A 16,137-nucleotide genomic window follows, 5' to 3' on the forward strand; every position below is an offset into this window, starting at 1 on the left:
GTCGTGTCGTGTCACGTATCGCTGAGGCCCACGTCCCAGAGCTCCCGGAACCTCTTGACCCGCTGCCTGAGATGATCCTCGCGGGCGTTGAGCGTGGTCTTGGCGTTCTCGTGCAACAGGTCCGGCTCGACTTCGTAGCAGAGTGTCTCGTCGAAGATGACGAAGTCGTTCGTCGTGCCGCGCCGGACGTTCAGCGGGAGCTCGGACAGGGCTACGACGCGCGTGTCGATGCCCATGTTCTTCTGGTCCTGGCAGAGTTGGAGCAGGGCCGGGTCGGCGCCTTCCGGCTTCTGCACGATGAACAGGCGCCGCACCTTCACACCCCGTTGTGCGATGGCCTCCGCCTGTGCCTGGAGGTAGCGGAGGGCGGGCTCGCTGTCCCAGTAGTTCCGCTCCACGAAGCTGCTGGTGGCGTCCATGGTCCCGGTGGTGCACTTGGTGAGGGCCATCAGCCAGTCGTGGTTCTCGCCGGGGCAGTCGGCACTCATCGTGGTGAGGTTCTCCATGACCGACGCGAGGCGATCGATCTCCTCGCGGGCGAAGGCGCTCACGAGGCCGGGACCCAGGGAACTCACCCGCGTGGCGCTGCGGGCCAGTCGCGTCACCCCGTCCAGGCGGAGCGTGGAGTGGTCGAGGGTGTCGAAGAGTTCGGTCGCCTCGCTGACGTCCGTGAACCTCCGGTCGACCAGGGTCCGCATCTCACGGTGGTGGCCGGTCAGACGGTCGGCGACTTCCCGTGCGTACGCCTGCTGACCGGTCTCCACCGAGGCCAGCCGTCGTTCGAAGTCGCCCATGTACTGGACGATGAGCGTCGCGCCGCCGATGACGATGGAAACCGCGAGTTGCCACAGCTTGTTCTGATCCTGGTTGATCAGGTTGGTCGTCACATACGCGATGGTGGCCACGACCACGGTGACCAGTGTCTTCAGCAGAACCGGCGGTATGCGCAAGCCCTCCGCCGCCCCCGGAGCCGGTATCGGTGCCGGTGCCGGTGCCGGTGCCGGTGCCGGTGCCCCTGACGATCCGTCCATTCCTGCCTCTCCCCGACCGGCATCAGAGGACGACCTGCCCGCGCTCTTCCGTCTGGACACCGAGCTGTTCCCGCACTTCGCGTACCCGTACTTCGTGCTGCGCCAGTTGTTCGACGTATACACAGACCATCTCCTCGTGCTCGACGACGGCTCCTCCCTCCACGGCTACGCGCTGAGCGCACCCTCCCCGGACGGGCGCAGGAGCTGGATCCTGGGTCTGGGTATCGCCAAGCAGTTGCGGGGACAGGGACTGGCCCGACGGCTCATGCAGGAGACGCTTTGGAGGCTGCCCATCGGCGGAGTGCACGAGGTGTGGCTCACCGTGGAGCCGGCCAACACCGCCGCGATCGCCCTCTACCGGTCCTTGGGTTTCACCGAACAGGGCGCCCGGGAGGACTACTTCGGGCCGGGCGACGACCGCCTTCTGCTGGCGTTGCGCCACTGATCTCGACAAGCCGCCCGGCGCGGGGCCCGCTCACCGGGTCACGGACACCAGCCCCGCCTCATACGCGATGATGACCAGCTGGACCCGGTCCCGTGCGTCCAGCTTGGACAGCAGGCGGGTCAGGTACGTCTTCGCCGTGGCGACGCTGATGAAGAGCCGTTCGGCTATCTCGGTGTTGGACAGACCCGTGCCGACCAGGGTGAGGACCTCGCGCTCGCGGTCCGTGATCGCGGTCAGGTCGCGGCGTGGACGCGCCGGCTCGGAGGAGCGGGCGGAGGTGAAGTCCTGGATCAGGCGGCGGGTGACACTGGGGGCGATGAGGGCGTCGCCGGCCGCCACGACCCGTATGGCGCCGATGATGTCGTCCAGGGCCATGTCCTTGACCAGGAACCCCGACGCGCCCGCGCGCAGCGCCCCGTACACGTAGTCGTCGTCGTCGAAGGTGGTCAGGACGACGATCCTCGACTCGCCCGCACCCGTCGTGATCCGGCGGGTCGCCTCGATGCCGTCCACGCCGGGCATGCGGATGTCCATCACCACGACGTCGGGCCGGAGTTCCTCGGTGCGGGTCACCGCCTCCTCGCCGTCCGCGGCCTCCCCCACCACCTCCACGTCCTCGATGTCGGCGATGACCATCCGCAGGGCCGTGCGAATCAGCTGCTGGTCGTCGGCGAGGACGACACGGATCGGCATCACGCGGCCACCGTCGCCGCGGGCGCCGGGACCGGCAGGCGGGCCGTCACCCGGAAGCCGCCCTCGGGACGGGGGCCCGCCGTGAACTCGCCGTGCAGCAGGGCCACGCGCTCGCGCATCCCGACCAGGCCGAAGCCGGTGTCGGTGGTGCTGCCCCGGCCCCGGCCGTCGTCGGTGACCTCGACGGCCACGTGCTCCTCCAGGTAGTCGACCGTCACCCGGCAGGCGGTCGTCGCCGCGTGGCGTACGACGTTCGTGATCGACTCCTGGACGATCCGGAAGGCGGAGAGGTCGATGTCCGGGGGGAGTTGGCGGCGCGCGCCCTTCCAGCGGACGTCGACCTGGACGCCCGCCGCCGTTGTCGCGGCGGCCAGGCGGTCGAGGTCGGCGAGACCCTCGGCCGGGTGCAACCGGTCGCCCCCGGCGGCGGCCCGGTCCTGGTCCCGGTCCCGGTCCCGGTCCCGGTCCTGGTCCTGGTCCGCCTGGCGCAGGGCGACCAGCATCCGGCGCAGCCCCGCCAGGGTCTCCCGTCCGGCCGTCTCCACCGCCGTCATCGCCTCGCGCGCGGCACCCGGCTGGGTGTGGACGACGCGGGCCGCCGCCCCGGCCTGGAGGGCGATGATGCCGATGCTGTGGGCGACCATGTCGTGCATCTCGCGGGCGATGCGCAGGCGTTCGTCGGTGACCGCCTGGGTGGCGGCCCGGGCGCGGAGCGTCTCGCCGTACTCGCGGGTGCGGTGGGAGGCGTCGCCGAGGAGCCAGGCGACGACGGCCGTCAGCGCCACGGTCAACTCTTCCAGCGTGCCGATGCCCCATCCGCGCAGCAGCCGTACGGTCTCCCAGACCACCAGGACGGCGAGCGCCATGCACAGGGCGGTGACTCCGGTGCGGCGGGGCCGGCCGGCCGCGATGAAGTAGAGGGCGAGGTCGACGGCGAGGAACTGGGCCAGCTGGATCGCTCCCACGGCCAGGTTGGTGGTGAGGAAGGCGGCGGCCGTCAGGAGCAGGGCGAGGGCCCTCAGCGGCCGTCGGCGCACCCACCTGCTGCCGAGCAGCGCCAGGGCGCAGGCGATGGTCAGGACCAGCAGGCCGTCCCAGCGGTAGAACTGGACGGCGGTGAACTCGTTGGCCGTCTCCTCACCGGGGAGCCGTACGCGGGCGAGGATGGTGAACGCCGTGCTCGCGCACCAGGCCAGGGCCACCCAGGCACCGGGCGGCACGAGCTTGAGGCGGGGCGGGAGCGGCATGGCATGCATGCGGCGATCGTAGGCACGGGGGCCGTGGACGGGCATCGGTCCGGGGACGTACACCCCTGGTCGACACCGGCGGGTGAGAGTGTCGGCCACGGGGCGATACCGCGCGCGGGGCGCCGAGGAGACGGTGGTCGGTGTGATCGAAGTCAACGAACTGACCAAACGGTACGGCGACACCACCGCCGTACGGAATCTGACGTTCCAGGTGCGCCCGGGGCACGTCACCGGGTTCCTCGGCCCGAACGGCGCGGGCAAGACGACGACGCTGCGCATGCTGCTCGGGCTGATCGGGCCGACCGGCGGGAGCGCGACGATCGACGGGCAGCCGTTCCGGCGTCATCCGCGCGGGCTGCGGCACGTGGGCGCGCTGCTCGACGCGGGCGATGTGCACGGCGGGCGCAGCGCGCGGGCCCATCTGGAGGCGCTGGCGCGGAGCAATCGCATCCCCCGGAGCCGGGTGGACGAGGTGCTGGAGGAGGTGGGGCTCGCGGGGGCCGCGGCACGGCGCAGGGTCGACGGGTTCTCGCTGGGCATGCGGCAGCGGCTCGGCATCGCCACCGCGCTGCTCGGCGAACCTCCGGTGCTGCTCTTCGACGAACCCCTCAACGGGCTCGATCCCGAAGGGGTGTTGTGGGTGCGGGAGCTCTTTCGCAGGCTCGCGGCCGAGGGCCGTACCGTCTTCGTCTCCAGCCATCTGATGTCCGAGATGGAGCACACCGCCGACGAGCTGATCGTCATCGGACGGGGTGAGCTGATCGCCGCGGAGAGCGTGACCGCGTTCGCGGCGCGCGGCACCCGGCCGACGGTGACCGTGCGGACGCCGGACCTCACGAAGCTCACGGCTGTGCTGTCCGAGGAGGGCGCGGCGGTGGCGCCGTACGACGACCGGACCCTCAAGGTGACGGGCCTGAGCGCGGCCCGCATCGGTGAACTCGCCTTCCACCGCCGGATCCTGCTCGAGGAACTGACCCCGCAGGCCGCGTCCCTGGAGGCCGCCTTCATGGAACTGACCGCCGACAGCACCGAGTTCCTCGCCGGAGACGCCCGATGACCGCTCTCGCCCTCACCCCCGCTCCCCCGCACCCCGCCGCGCGGTTCACCGATCTCCTCGCCGCCGAGTGGATCAAACTCCGTTCCCTGCGCTCGACCTACTGGGCGCTCGGCGCGGGCGCCCTCGCCGTCATCGGCTTCAACGCCAACGCGGCACGGGTGCACGCGCACGACTATCCGAACTACGCCCCCCACATGCGCTCCCTCGCCTGGGAGTTGGCCTTGCGTGACGCCTTCACCGACGGGTCGGCACTGATCCTGATCCTCGCGGCGGCGAGCATCGGCGCGATCACGGTCGTCGGGGAGTACTCGACGGGCCTGATCCGCACGACCCTCGCGGCCGTCCCGGACCGGCGTGCCCTGATGGCGGCGAAGGTCGTGATGGTGACGGCGGTCATGACGCTGTACGGCGCGTTCGTCGCGAGTGCCTCCTTCGCCTCGACGCAGGCGATCCTGACCACCCGTGACGCCGCCGTGTCGATCACCCACGTCGGCGCCCTGCGCGTGGTCGTCGCCTCCGCGCTGCTCGCCCCGGTCTGCGCGTTGGCGGGCATGGCCTTGGGGGCCCTGATCCGGCACAGCGCGAGCACGATGGTCGCCGTCACCGCCGTCCTGCTCCTCGTCCCCAGCTTCATCACCGACCGCTACCGCTGGACGGCCACCGTGCGGCACGCCATGCCCGTCAACGCCTGGACGCGGCTGACCGACGTCGCCTACGGCCACGACCCCTTCACCCGGCTTCCGCGCTACGGGGCGACGGTGATGGGCAGTTGGGCGGTGCTGGGGGCGTGGGCGGTGGTGTCGGCGGTGATCGTCGTGGTGGCGGTGGACCGCCGGGACGTGTGAGAGGTCGCATGGGACGGGCGCGTACGGAGTTGTCAGTGGGCGGCCGTACTGTGCACCCAACGCACACAACGCCGCACGGCATCACGCGCACTGGAGGAACCATGTCCGCGAGCGCCCGTCTCGTCACCACGCTCGCAGGCCCGCTGGAGTCGGCCACGGCCGGCTTCCCAGGAGAGCGGTGCCTGCCCGGCCGGACGCTGATCCTCCAGAGCGACGACACCCAGCTGGCCGCGTACGACCTGGCCGCGGCGCTCGCGGGTGAGGCGTCGGTGGCCCGCTTCCCGTTGCCGTGGCCGCGCCGCTTCGGGACGTGCACCGTGTCACCGGGGCTGGACGTCGCCGTCTTCGCGGGCGTGCACGCGGTGCGGGCGGTGGACCGGCGGGGCGCCACCGTGTGGGAGGTGCGGCACGGCTGCTGGGAGGGGAGCTGCCAGGAGATGCACGCCTCGTTCGAGGAATACGGCGAGAGCGGCGAGAGCACGGTCGGCCGCGGGCACAGGGACGCCGACAGCGGCTCGGTGGTCTTCTCCGCGGACGGCAAGCTCGTGTGGGCCCATGTGCGCGGGCCGCTCGCGGCGGGCGGCGGGGACCCGGACGTGATCGAGGAGTGGCTGGTGCTGGACGCCACCGACGGGACGGTCCTCGGGCAGGCGGACACCCAGACCGTGGCCGCCGGTTCGGGGCACGTGTCGCACCCGGATCCCGGGCAGATGGGGCTGAGCGTCGGCGAGGGGCAGGACGGGGCGCCGCTGCTGTGGGGCCGCTGGGACGGCGAGCGGCTCTCCGTCGAACGGATCGACGACGACCGGTGCCTGCTCGCCGTGAGCCCGTCGGGTGAGCACTTCCTGACCGTGACCCACTATCAGGAACTCCTGTCCCTGCACCGGGTCGAGGACGGCTCGGTGGTGTCGGAGCTGGACGCGGAGGAGGTCGTACCCGATCACCCCGCACTGCACCCGGACAACGACGAGCCCGAGGTGCACTGGGACTACTACGGCGGCTTCCTCGACGAACACACCGTCATCGCGGGCACCACCGAGGCCGACGAGGAGTACGGGGAGGGACGGCACTGGCTGGTCGACGTGCGGGACATGCGGCTGCTCGGCGAGGTCACCTACCCCTTCCCGATATCCGGCGTGCCCAACACACTGGGCGACGGCAGCTGGTACACGATCGCCGAGGACACGAAGGAACTCCAGGTGTGGCGCCTGGGCGGCGTCTAGCGCCGGTCCGGTTGCGGGGGTGGGCCGGTTCAGCCCACTCCCCTGGACTCCTGGGCCGCCCTCGCCTCGATGCCGCGGAAGTGGTCGGCCATCGCGCGTTGGGCGGCCTCCACGTCGCGGGCGCGCAGGGCGGTGACGATGTCGCGGTGGCGGCGGACGGTCATTTCGGGGGACGGGTCGTCGGTCCAGCCGCGTATGCCGGCGACTCGGCTGAAGACGGTCCAGAAGGCGCCCAGGAGCTGGGGCACGAGCGCGTTGCCGAGCGAGGCGTACAGCAACTCGTGGAACTCGCGGTCGAGTTCCGGGAAGGGGCGCCCTGAGCGGCCCGTCTCCTCCATCTCGGCCACAACGGCTTCGAGGCGGTCGAGCTCCGGCTCGGTGAGCACGGCCGCGACCCGGCGTATCAGCCCCTCCTCCAGCACCTCCCGTACCTGGAGGATCTCCGCCAGCGCCCCGGTCTCGTTCTTGTCGTCGGGCTGGGCGAGCGTGCGGAAGGTGAGGCCGTCCACGAAGGGGGTCAGGGAGGCCTCGCCCACGTAGGTGCCGTAGCCGTGCCGGATGTCGACTATGTCGAGGGCCTGCAGGGCCTTGAGGGCCTCGCGGACGGAGTTGCGGCTGACGCCGAGGTCCTGCATCAGCTCGGTCTCGGTGGGCAGCGGGGCGCCCGCCTGGAGCCTGCGGTCGAGGATCAGCTGCATGACCTCGCGCTGGATCTGACTGCTCACCCGGCGCTCGGACCTGCGCTCGGGCCCGCGCCGGTTCCCGGTCTCCTCAGACATGCGCCGCATCGTACGCTCACTGGACATCCGACGTCCCACCTCCGGGTGGATTCAGCACCAACTACCCAGGTTTCACGGCTTCATTGGTCGCACCTCTGGAAGATACGCCATTCGTGTGCGATCCCTTGACCGCCCTCACGGGCCCTCTTATGGTCACGCTGCCCACCATGACGTAGGACGTCGTATCTCCCGCCTCTCCCTGGAGGAACCGTGCGCGACGTGACCGACCACTCGGCGCTGCACCGCCGACGTTTCCTGAAGTACTCCGGCGCCCTCGGCGCGGCCGCGGCCCTCTCCTCCTCGCTGGCGGCCTGTTCGTCCGGGCCGCAGTCCACCAATGACACCGGCGGCGGGAAGGGCGGCAAGGACGCGACGCTCACCGCCGTCATCGGCTACGGGAACGACGGCAGCTGGGACCCGACGCAGACCGCGTCCGCCTTCGCCATGGCGGCCAACAACCACATCTACGAGGGGCTGCTGGACACGGACCCGATCTCGCGCGAGCCGTACGCGGCGCTCGCGACCCAGGTGCCGGGCGATCTCAGCGGCACGTCCTGGAAGTTCACATTGCGGGCCGGGGCCACCTTCCACGACGGAAAGCCCGTCACCGCCGACGACGTGGTCTTCGTCTTCGACCGGATCCTCGACCCGAAGACGCAGACCCTCGGCAAGGGCTTCTTCGTGAGCTGGCTGAAGGAGGTCCGGAAGATCGACGCGTCGAACGTCGAACTGGTGCTGAAGTTCCCCTTCCCGGAAGGCATCGCGCGGCTCACCCTCGCCAAGATCATGCCCAAGCACGTCTTCTCCCAGCCGGGTGCCTGGGACGACGCGATCAAGGGGAAGGCGGTGGGCTCGGGGCCGTACCGGCAGACCGCCCACCACCCCAAGTCGAACACCACCTTCGAGGCGTTCGCCGCCTACAACGGCCCGCGCAGGCCGGCCTTCAAGAAGATGAACTGGCTGACCATCGTGGACGCGGCGCCGCGCGTCGCGAAGATCTCGGGCGCGAGCGCCGGGGCCCAGATCGCCGACAACATCCCGTACGCCAACATCGAGCAGCTGAGGAAGGGCGGCATGACCGTCGAAGGCGGCGCGGGGATGAACAACCTGTTCCTGATGTTCAACACCCGGCACAAGCCCTTCGACGACGTCCGCGTGCGCCAGGCCCTGCACTACGCCATCGACACCGGCAAGATGGTCGAGGTCGCCCTCCACGGACACGGCAAGCCGTCGAGCTCGTTCCTCAACGAGGGGAACCCGGTCTACCGGCCGGCGAAGACCGTGTACGGCTACGACCCGCAGAAGGCCAAGCAACTCCTGAAGGCCGCCGGGGTCTCCGGGCTGAAGATCGAGATCCTGTCCGTGAACGTCAGCTGGATCGTCGACTGCCTGCCGACCGTCAAGGCGTCCTGGGACGCGATCGGCGTCGAGACCACGCTCTCGCCGCAGGAGACGACGGCCGTCTTCACGAAGATGGACCAGAAGCAGGACTACCAGGTGGTGGCCGCCGCCTCGAACCCCAACCAGTTCGGCCTGGACGCCGATCTGATCATGCACTACAACTACGGCCCCGAGAACCTGTGGATGCAGTACGCCCGGTGGGCGGGCGACCCGGTCGCGAAGCAGCTCTTCAAGGACATGGACCAGGCGACGCGGGAGCCGGACGCCGACAAGAAGAAGACGATGATCCAGGACTACATCGACGTCGTCGCCGAACAGGCCGTGCTCTACCCGGTCGTGCACAACGAGCTGATGACGGCCTGGGACCCCAGGAAGCTCACGGGGATCAGGGCCCAGCCCTATCCGGGCGTCAACCTCCTCCAGGCCAAGTGGGCCTGACGTAGATGACGGCCATCGTCCGCATCCTGGCCCGCCGGGTCGCCCTGCTCGTACCGCTGATGCTCGGCATCGTGTTGTTCGTGTTCCTGGTGATGCGGTTCTCGGACGTCGACCCGGCGTCCGCGTTCTTCCAGGGCGCCAACCCCACTCCACAGCAACTGCACGACTTCCGGCAGCAGAACGGCCTGCTCGACCCTCTCCCGGTGCGATACGTCCACTTCATCGGCGATCTGCTCCACGGCGACCTGGGCACCAGCGCGCTGACCCGGGCGCCGGTCGTCGACCAGGTCACCACCGCACTGCCGCTCACCCTCCAGCTCACCTTCCTCGGCCTCGCCATCGCGGTGGTGCTCGCGCTGCTCGGCGGGGTCACCGCCGCGATCCACCGCGACCGGCTGCCCGACCAGGTCATCCGGGTCGTGTCGCTGACCGGGGTCGCGGCGCCCGGCTTCTGGCTGGCGCTGCTGATGATCCAGTACCTGGCCGTGGACCGCGGCTGGTTCCCGACCGGCGGATACATCAACCCCGGTGACTCGCTGAGCGGCTGGCTGAAGACGATGACGCTCCCCGCCTTCGCGCTCTCCCTCCCGGTCGCCGCCCAGCTCACCCGGATCGTGCGCACGGCCGTGGTCGAGGAACTGGACAAGGACTACGTCCGGACGGCGATCGGCAGCGGACTGCCGCCGGTGGTCGTGGTCGGCCGCAATGTGCTCCGCAACGCGCTGATCAACCCGCTGACCGTGCTCGGCCTGCGCGTCGGCTATCTGCTCGGCGGCGCGGTCGTCATCGAGACGATCTTCTCGCTCCCCGGCATGGGCAAGCTGATGATCGACGCCGTGAAGAACGGCGACCCGGCGGTCGTCCAAGGCGTCGTCCTGACCACGGCCACCGGGTTCGTGGTCGTGAACCTCGCCATCGACATCCTGTATCTGCTGGTCAATCCGCGACTGAGGGATGCCACGTGACGATCCCCCCGCTCTCCCGCCGACGTCTCACCGAGGGCCTCGCCCGGCCCGGCATCCGACTGCGACGCCTGCCCGTCCTCTCCCGGATCGCCCTCGGCTTCCTCACCCTCGTGGTCCTGCTGGCCGTGTTCGCGCCCCTGCTCTCCCCGCACGACCCGCTCGACCAGCAACCGCAGGTCGACGGCACCGGCGCCCCTTCCGGCAGTCACTGGATGGGGCAGGACAGCCTCGGCCGGGACATCCTGAGCCGGCTGATGTACGGCGCCCGCTGGTCCCTCGCGATCGGCCTGGGCGCCACCGCGCTCGCCCTCGTCGTCGGCGCGCTCCTCGGCGCGATCGCCGCGACCTCACGGGGAGCCGTCGACGAGACGCTGATGCGCTGCCTGGACGTCGTGATGGCGTTCCCCGGCATCGCGCTGGCCGCCGTCCTGGTCGCCGTCTTCGGCGGCGGCATCACGGTGCTGATCTGCGCGATCGCGTTCCTGTTCACCCCGTCGGTGGCCAGGGTCGTCCGCGCGAACGTCCTCGACCAGTACGGCGAGGACTATGTGACGGCGGAACGGGTGATCGGCGCCCGCACCCCGCACATCGTGCTGCGCCACGTGGCCGTCAACTGCGCCGCCCCCGTGCTGGTGTTCTGCACGGTCCAGGTCGCCGAGGCCATCGTCTTCGAGGCCTCGCTGTCCTTCATCGGCGCGGGCGTCCGGCCGCCCGACCCGTCCTGGGGCAGCGTCATCGCGGACGGCAAGAACATGGTGCTGACCGGCGGTTGGTGGGCGACGGTCTTCCCGGGTCTGCTGATGCTGATCACCGTACTGTCGCTGAACATCCTCTCCGAGGGCGTCTCGGACGCGTGGGCGGCGCCCGCGGCACGGGAGGTGGCGGCGACGGCGACCGCCGGTGACCGGCTGGAGACGCCCGAACCCGGCAGCGGAGAAGTCCTCGAACTGCCCGGTCTGACGGAGGCCGCCGCCCGCCTGCGCTCCCGGGCCCGCCCCCTGCCCACCGGCCGGCCCGTCCTCTCCGTGGAGAACCTCGCCATCGGCTTCGACGCCCGGCACGGCGGGGTGGACATCGTCGACGGCATCGGCTTCGACGTGCACCCCGGTGAGGTCCTGGGCCTGGTCGGCGAGTCGGGCTGCGGCAAGTCGCTGACGGCGCTCGCGGTGATGGGCCTGGAACCGAAGGGGGCCCGGGTCCGCGGCCATGTCCGGTTCGATCACCGTCAGTTGGTGGGCGAGCCGATGCGCGTACGACGCCGTCTGCTGGGCCACGAGATGGCGATGGTCTACCAGGACGCGCTGTCGTCCCTGAACCCGGCGATGACGATCAGGGCGCAGCTGAAGCAGCTGGTGCGCCGGGGCGGCAGACAGACCCCCGCGGAGCTGCTCGCTCTGGTCGGTCTCGACCCCGAACGCACCCTGCGCAGCTACCCCCACGAGCTCTCCGGCGGCCAGCGCCAGCGTGTCCTGATCGCGATGGCCCTGTCCCGGGGCCCGAAACTGATCGTGGCGGACGAACCGACCACGGCCCTGGACGTGACGGTCCAGGCGCAGATCATCACCCTGCTGCTGAAGCTGCGGGAGGAGCTGGGCTTCGCGCTGATCCTCGTCTCGCACGACCTGGCCCTCGTCGCGGACGTCACGGACCGGGTGGTGGTGATGTACGGCGGTCAGATCGTGGAGACGGGCGTGACGGCGGACCTGGTGGAGGCGCCGGCCCACCACTACACGCGCGGCCTGCTCGGCAGCGTCCTGTCCCTGGAGTCGGCGGCCGAACGGATGACGCAGATCAAGGGGGTCGTGCCCGCCCCCGCGGACTTCCCGGCGGGCTGCCGGTTCGCCGACCGCTGTCCGCTGGCGAGCGAGGTGTGCCGGACGACGGCGCCCGACCTGCTGGGCACCCGGACCCACACGGCCGCGTGCCATCACCCCGCGGTCGATCTGATCACCCCGCGGAGCGAGGCCGTCCAGTGAACGCGCTCATCACCCTCTCCGACGCCCATGTCGTCCACAGGGCCCGCTCCGGCGGCCTGTTCACCCGCGACCGGGTGTACGCCCTGACCGGCGCCGACCTCACCATCGCGCCCGGCGAGACGGTAGGCGTCGTCGGCGAGTCCGGGTGCGGGAAGTCGACGCTGGCGAAGGTGCTGGTGGGCGTCCAGCGGCCGACGTCCGGCACCGTGCGCTTCCGCGACCGTGACCTGTGGTCGATGCGGCCCGCCGAGCGACGAGCGTCCGTCGGCGGCAGCACGGGCATGGTCTTCCAGGACCCGTCGACGGCCCTGAACCGCCGCCTGCCCGTACGCCGGATCCTGCGGGACCCCCTCGACGTGCACCGGCGCGGCACGGCACGGGAACGGGACGACCGGGTGCGGGAGCTGATGTCCCTGGTGGGCCTCCCCCGCGCCCTGGCGGACGCCCTGCCCGGTCAGCTGTCCGGCGGCCAGCGCCAGCGGGTGGCCATCGCGCGTGCCCTGGCCCTGGACCCGGACCTGGTGGTGGCGGACGAGCCGACGAGCGCGCTGGACGTCTCGGTCCGCGCCCAGATCCTCAACCTCCTGCTGGACCTGAAGGAGCGCCTGGACCTGGCCCTGGTCTTCGTCTCGCACGACATCCAGACGGTACGGAGGATGAGCGACCGGGTGATCACGATGTACCTCGGCCGGATCGTGGAGGAGTCCCCGGCCGCCCGGGTCACCGACCGCGCCCGGCACCCGTACACCCGGGCCCTCTTCTCCGCCACGCCCGGCCTCCTGGACCCGATCGACCCGATCCCGCTGGTGGGCCCGGTGCCCTCGGCCACGCACCCGCCGACCGGCTGCCCGTTCCGCACCCGCTGCTGGAAGGCCGACGGGGCGTGCGTGAGCGTGATGCCGGACTTCACGGCCGCGTCGACGCCGGACCACCGCTTCCGGTGCCACCATCCTGTGGAGGAGGACCAGTCGACGCGCGACCTGGTGGCCCAGGCCGTGTCCGCGGCGCCCGCCGTGGCCGACATCCCCGCCCAGCAGCCTTGATCGTCCCGAGGGAGCCTTCATGCCGATCCCCGCCCCGCTGACCGGTGTCGTTCCGCCCGTCTGCACGCCCCTGACACCGGACCGCGAGGTGGACGTCCCCTCGCTCATCAGGCTCGTGGACCACCTCGTGGACGGAGGCGTCGACGGCCTCTTCGTCCTTGGTTCGTCCTCGGAGGCGGCGTTCCTGACGGACGCCCAGCGGCGGCTGGTCGTGGAGACGGTGGTCGCCCGTGCGGCCGGCCGGCTCCCCGTGCTGGCCGGGGTGATCGACATGACCACGCCGAGGGTGCTGGACCATGTGGCATATGTGACGGCGGCGGGCGCGGACGCGATCGTGGCGACCGCACCCTTCTACGCCCGCACCCACCCGGCGGAGATCGCGCGCCACTTCCGCCTGGTCGCCGTCCGTTCGTCCGTGCCCGTCTTCGCCTACGACATCCCGGTGTCCGTCCACACCAAGCTGGGCGCGGAGCTGGTGCTGTCCCTCGCCGCGGAGGGTGTGCTGAGCGGCCTCAAGGACTCCAGCGGCGACCTCGCCGCCTTCCGCGCCGTCGTCACGGGCGCCCGCGCCCACCCCGACATCACCGTCTTCACCACTCTCACCGGGTCCGAACTCGTCGTCGACTCCGCGCTCGCCCTCGGGGCGGACGGGGCCGTGCCGGGTCTCGCCAACGTCGACCCGCACGGGTACGTACGGCTCGACCGGTTCTGTCGAAGGGGTGACTGGGAGCGGGCGCGGGCCGAACAGGAGCGGCTGTGCGGACTGTTCGGGATGGTCGGGGTGGGGGACCCGGCCCGGATGGGCGGGGGTTCGTCGGCGCTCGGGGCGTTCAAGGCGGCACTGCACCTGCGCGGCGTCATCGCCTGCCCGGCCACGGCGGAGCCGCAGGTGCCGCTGTCGGAGGCGGAGGTCGAACGGGTGGGGAAGTACCTGGCGGGGGCGGGCCTGCTCTAGGCCGGCCGGCGCAGACGCCGGAACTCGATCCTGTCGTACGGCCGTGCCGAGCCCGTCTCGTACAGGATGCCGATCCGGTCGTGCCCGAGGTCCACCAGGTCCGAGTAGGCGGCCGGGGCGGAGGAGAGGGTCGTCGCCCTGGTGAACGTGGCGCCGTCGTCCGTGCTGCGCCAGAGGGTCATCGCGCGGCGGGCGGTGGGTACGGAGGGGGCCGAGAAGAGCAAGGGGGCGTGGGCGCCCTGGAGCTGGAGGACGCTGCCCTGGACCACGGGGACGTCGTCCAGGGTGGGCTGGATCGCGTAGGGGCGGTCCAGGGTCTCGCCGCCGTCGCTGGAGTAGGTGTCCAGGCGGTTGCCGGGAGTGGTGCCGCCCTCGTCGCGGGCGCTGAAGTACAGGCGTCCGTCGGGGAGTTCGGCCGCGCCGCTCTCGTTGGCGTCGACCCGGCCGTCGTAGGTGCGGTCGGTGAAGCCCAGGTGCCAGGTACGGCCGCCGTCGTCGGAGTAGATCGCGTGCGCCCCGTAGTACTTGGCCTCCCGGCCGGTGTCGGTCGAGCCCGCGGGCGGGGCGGCGGAGTGGTTGGCGGGGACGACCAGACGACCGGCGTGCGGGCCGTGGCGCAGGGCGATCGCATGGCCGGGGCCCGTCGCGTACCAGCGCCAGCCCGGCGGCTTCACCTCCGCCGTGATGTCCCGGGGAGCGGAGAAGCGCACGCCGTCGTCGCCGCTCGTCTGGACGAAGACGCGGCGGCCCTGGCGCGCCGTGACCTCGCCCCGCATGATCCGCGCCTCGGTCACCGCGCCGCTGTTGTAGGAGGTGACCAGGACGATCCGGCCGGTGCGCGGGTCCACGACGGGCGCCGGGTTGCCCCGGGTGTCCCCGGCCCCCGCCGTGACGACCCGCATCGAACCCCACGTACAGCCGCCGTCGAAGGAGCGTCTGAGGACGACGTCGATGTGACCGCTGTCGCCCGCGCCGTCGTGCCGCCCCTCGGCGAAGGCGAGCACCGTGCCCGCGCGGGTGGTGACGACCGCCGGGATGCGGTAGGTGTCGTAGCCGCCCTCGCCCGCGGTGTACGGCACGGAGGAGACGCAGTCGGTACGGGGGCCGGGGGCGGCGGATGCGACGCCGGCGCCGGAGGCGAGGAGGCCGACGGCCAGGGCGGCGACGAGGCTGCGGCTCAGGGCGGTCCCCGCTCTCCCCCGCGCAACACGAGGGCCTGGTTACGGTGTGTCGCTCATACCGTACCCCGAGTCACCGACCGTCACTCCCGCCCCCTCGCTACGAGGGCGTGCGTGCCGCCGCCAGCAGTCGCGTCACGTCGTCGGCGCAGATCGTGAGCGCCGCGCCCACGGTGGCGAGGACGTCCCGTTCGGCGGGGGTGTACGGGCCGTCCGCCAGGGCGATCCGGGCGCCCTGGAGCAGGATCGACTCGCGTCCGGTCGCGGCGAGGTGCGGCGCCAGCGGATCCAGGGCCTCGTGCAGCTCTATGGCGAGGCCCGCCCCGCACGGCTCCCCGAAGATCCGGCCCGTGTCCGCGGCGAGCGCCTCGACGAGGGCGCCGAGCTGGTCCTCCGTACAGTCGTCGAAGCCTGCCGAGCGCACCGCGGTCGCCGCGGTCTCCAGGGACGTACGGGAGCAGGTGCCGCCGGCGGCGAGCACGGCGAGCGCGACGGTGTGGACGGCGTCGCGGAGCATCGCCGAGAAGCGGGTGGTGGTCGGGTGGTCGAGGACGTCCGCGCCGTAGTGGCGGCCACAGGCGGCGCACTCGACGACGGGCCCCGTGTCACCGCGCGGCAGGACCGGTACACCGAGGAGGGTGAAGCGGCGCCGGCCGGTGAGCCGCTGGTAGTTGCGGTCACCCCCGCAGCCCGGGCAGAAGAACTCGCCGTCCCCCATGGTGGTCCACGCGGTACGGGTGCCTAGGATGCGGGAAATCTGCACTGCACGACCGTTTCGTCCCCATCCTGGCAGCACGCTCGCACACCTCCGTCAGGCCGCGGCAACATCGCCGCGCTGGCGTGATGTTAGCCACATTGTTG

15 protein-coding genes are annotated in these 16,137 nt (G+C 71.4%); 9 read left to right on the forward strand and 6 right to left on the reverse strand.

What is annotated here, in order from left to right:
- Positions 1-11: 11 nt before the first annotated feature.
- Positions 12-950: a DUF6879 family protein gene (locus ACZ7M2_RS04450; RefSeq protein WP_471594083.1), complete on the reverse strand. Its 939-nt coding sequence runs from the start codon at positions 948-950 to the stop codon at positions 12-14.
- On the opposite strand from ACZ7M2_RS04450, the gene ACZ7M2_RS04455 reads away from it, so the two are divergent.
- The gene (locus tag ACZ7M2_RS04455; RefSeq protein WP_471594084.1) at positions 943-1,476 is read left to right on the forward strand and encodes a GNAT family N-acetyltransferase; all 534 of its coding nucleotides are present in this window, start codon (positions 943-945) and stop codon (positions 1,474-1,476) included. The genes ACZ7M2_RS04450 and ACZ7M2_RS04455 overlap by 8 nt on opposite strands.
- Before the next feature lie 30 nt (positions 1,477-1,506).
- On the opposite strand, the gene ACZ7M2_RS04460 is transcribed toward ACZ7M2_RS04455, so the two are convergent.
- Together ACZ7M2_RS04460 and ACZ7M2_RS04465 are read right to left on the reverse strand one after the other, a co-directional pair.
- Positions 1,507-2,169, reverse strand: coding sequence for a response regulator (locus ACZ7M2_RS04460; protein ID WP_391398188.1), 663 nt, complete (start codon positions 2,167-2,169; stop codon positions 1,507-1,509).
- On the reverse strand, positions 2,169-3,425 hold the full coding sequence (locus ACZ7M2_RS04465; RefSeq protein WP_471594085.1) for a sensor histidine kinase: 1,257 nt from the start codon (positions 3,423-3,425) through the stop codon (positions 2,169-2,171). Before ACZ7M2_RS04465 ends, ACZ7M2_RS04460 begins: the two co-directional genes overlap by 1 nt.
- A gap of 133 nt (positions 3,426-3,558) precedes the next feature.
- Between ACZ7M2_RS04465 and ACZ7M2_RS04470 the strand changes: the two genes are divergently transcribed.
- From ACZ7M2_RS04470 to ACZ7M2_RS04480, 3 genes are all read left to right on the forward strand, one after another.
- On the forward strand, positions 3,559-4,473 hold the full coding sequence (locus tag ACZ7M2_RS04470) for an ABC transporter ATP-binding protein (RefSeq protein WP_471594086.1): 915 nt from the start codon (positions 3,559-3,561) through the stop codon (positions 4,471-4,473).
- A complete protein-coding gene (locus tag ACZ7M2_RS04475; protein ID WP_471594087.1) occupies positions 4,470-5,318 on the forward strand; it encodes an ABC transporter permease in 849 nt (282 codons plus the stop codon). Before ACZ7M2_RS04470 ends, ACZ7M2_RS04475 begins: the two co-directional genes overlap by 4 nt.
- Positions 5,319-5,419: 101 nt before the next feature.
- Positions 5,420-6,541: a hypothetical protein gene (locus ACZ7M2_RS04480; protein WP_471594088.1), complete on the forward strand. Its 1,122-nt coding sequence runs from the start codon at positions 5,420-5,422 to the stop codon at positions 6,539-6,541.
- Positions 6,542-6,570: 29 nt separating this feature from the next.
- Here ACZ7M2_RS04480 and ACZ7M2_RS04485 read toward each other — a convergent pair whose 3' ends face one another.
- The gene (locus tag ACZ7M2_RS04485) at positions 6,571-7,320 is read right to left on the reverse strand and encodes a FadR/GntR family transcriptional regulator (protein WP_403688165.1); all 750 of its coding nucleotides are present in this window, start codon (positions 7,318-7,320) and stop codon (positions 6,571-6,573) included.
- A 210-nt stretch (positions 7,321-7,530) separates the two neighbouring features.
- Between ACZ7M2_RS04485 and ACZ7M2_RS04490 the strand changes: the two genes are divergently transcribed.
- Genes ACZ7M2_RS04490 through ACZ7M2_RS04510 form a run of 5 tightly spaced genes read left to right on the forward strand, consistent with a single transcriptional unit; the run spans position 7,531 to position 14,098 of the window.
- Positions 7,531-9,159 (forward strand): ABC transporter substrate-binding protein, encoded by a 1,629-nt coding sequence (locus tag ACZ7M2_RS04490; protein WP_471594089.1) that lies wholly within the window; start codon positions 7,531-7,533, stop codon positions 9,157-9,159.
- Between the two features lie 5 nt (positions 9,160-9,164).
- Positions 9,165-10,124, forward strand: coding sequence for an ABC transporter permease (locus ACZ7M2_RS04495; RefSeq protein ID WP_352046147.1), 960 nt, complete (start codon positions 9,165-9,167; stop codon positions 10,122-10,124).
- Entirely contained in the window at positions 10,121-12,100 is a 1,980-nt protein-coding gene (locus ACZ7M2_RS04500; RefSeq protein ID WP_471594090.1) for a dipeptide/oligopeptide/nickel ABC transporter permease/ATP-binding protein, read from the forward strand. Before ACZ7M2_RS04495 ends, ACZ7M2_RS04500 begins: the two co-directional genes overlap by 4 nt.
- Positions 12,097-13,143 carry an oligopeptide/dipeptide ABC transporter ATP-binding protein gene (locus ACZ7M2_RS04505; RefSeq protein WP_471594091.1) on the forward strand — a complete coding sequence of 349 codons (1,047 nt, stop codon included), beginning with the start codon at positions 12,097-12,099 and terminating at the stop codon, positions 13,141-13,143. Before ACZ7M2_RS04500 ends, ACZ7M2_RS04505 begins: the two co-directional genes overlap by 4 nt.
- Before the next feature lie 19 nt (positions 13,144-13,162).
- Positions 13,163-14,098 carry a dihydrodipicolinate synthase family protein gene (locus ACZ7M2_RS04510; RefSeq protein WP_471594092.1) on the forward strand — a complete coding sequence of 312 codons (936 nt, stop codon included), beginning with the start codon at positions 13,163-13,165 and terminating at the stop codon, positions 14,096-14,098.
- Here the strand turns inward: ACZ7M2_RS04510 and ACZ7M2_RS04515 are convergent.
- Both ACZ7M2_RS04515 and ACZ7M2_RS04520 read right to left on the reverse strand, forming a co-directional pair.
- The gene (locus tag ACZ7M2_RS04515; protein ID WP_471594520.1) at positions 14,095-15,279 is read right to left on the reverse strand and encodes a sialidase family protein; all 1,185 of its coding nucleotides are present in this window, start codon (positions 15,277-15,279) and stop codon (positions 14,095-14,097) included. The genes ACZ7M2_RS04510 and ACZ7M2_RS04515 overlap by 4 nt on opposite strands.
- A gap of 97 nt (positions 15,280-15,376) precedes the next feature.
- Entirely contained in the window at positions 15,377-16,072 is a 696-nt protein-coding gene (locus ACZ7M2_RS04520; RefSeq protein WP_403688176.1) for a tellurite resistance TerB family protein, read from the reverse strand.
- Positions 16,073-16,137 lie beyond the last annotated feature (65 nt).

The organism is Streptomyces sp. NPDC111507 (assembly GCF_055638955.1).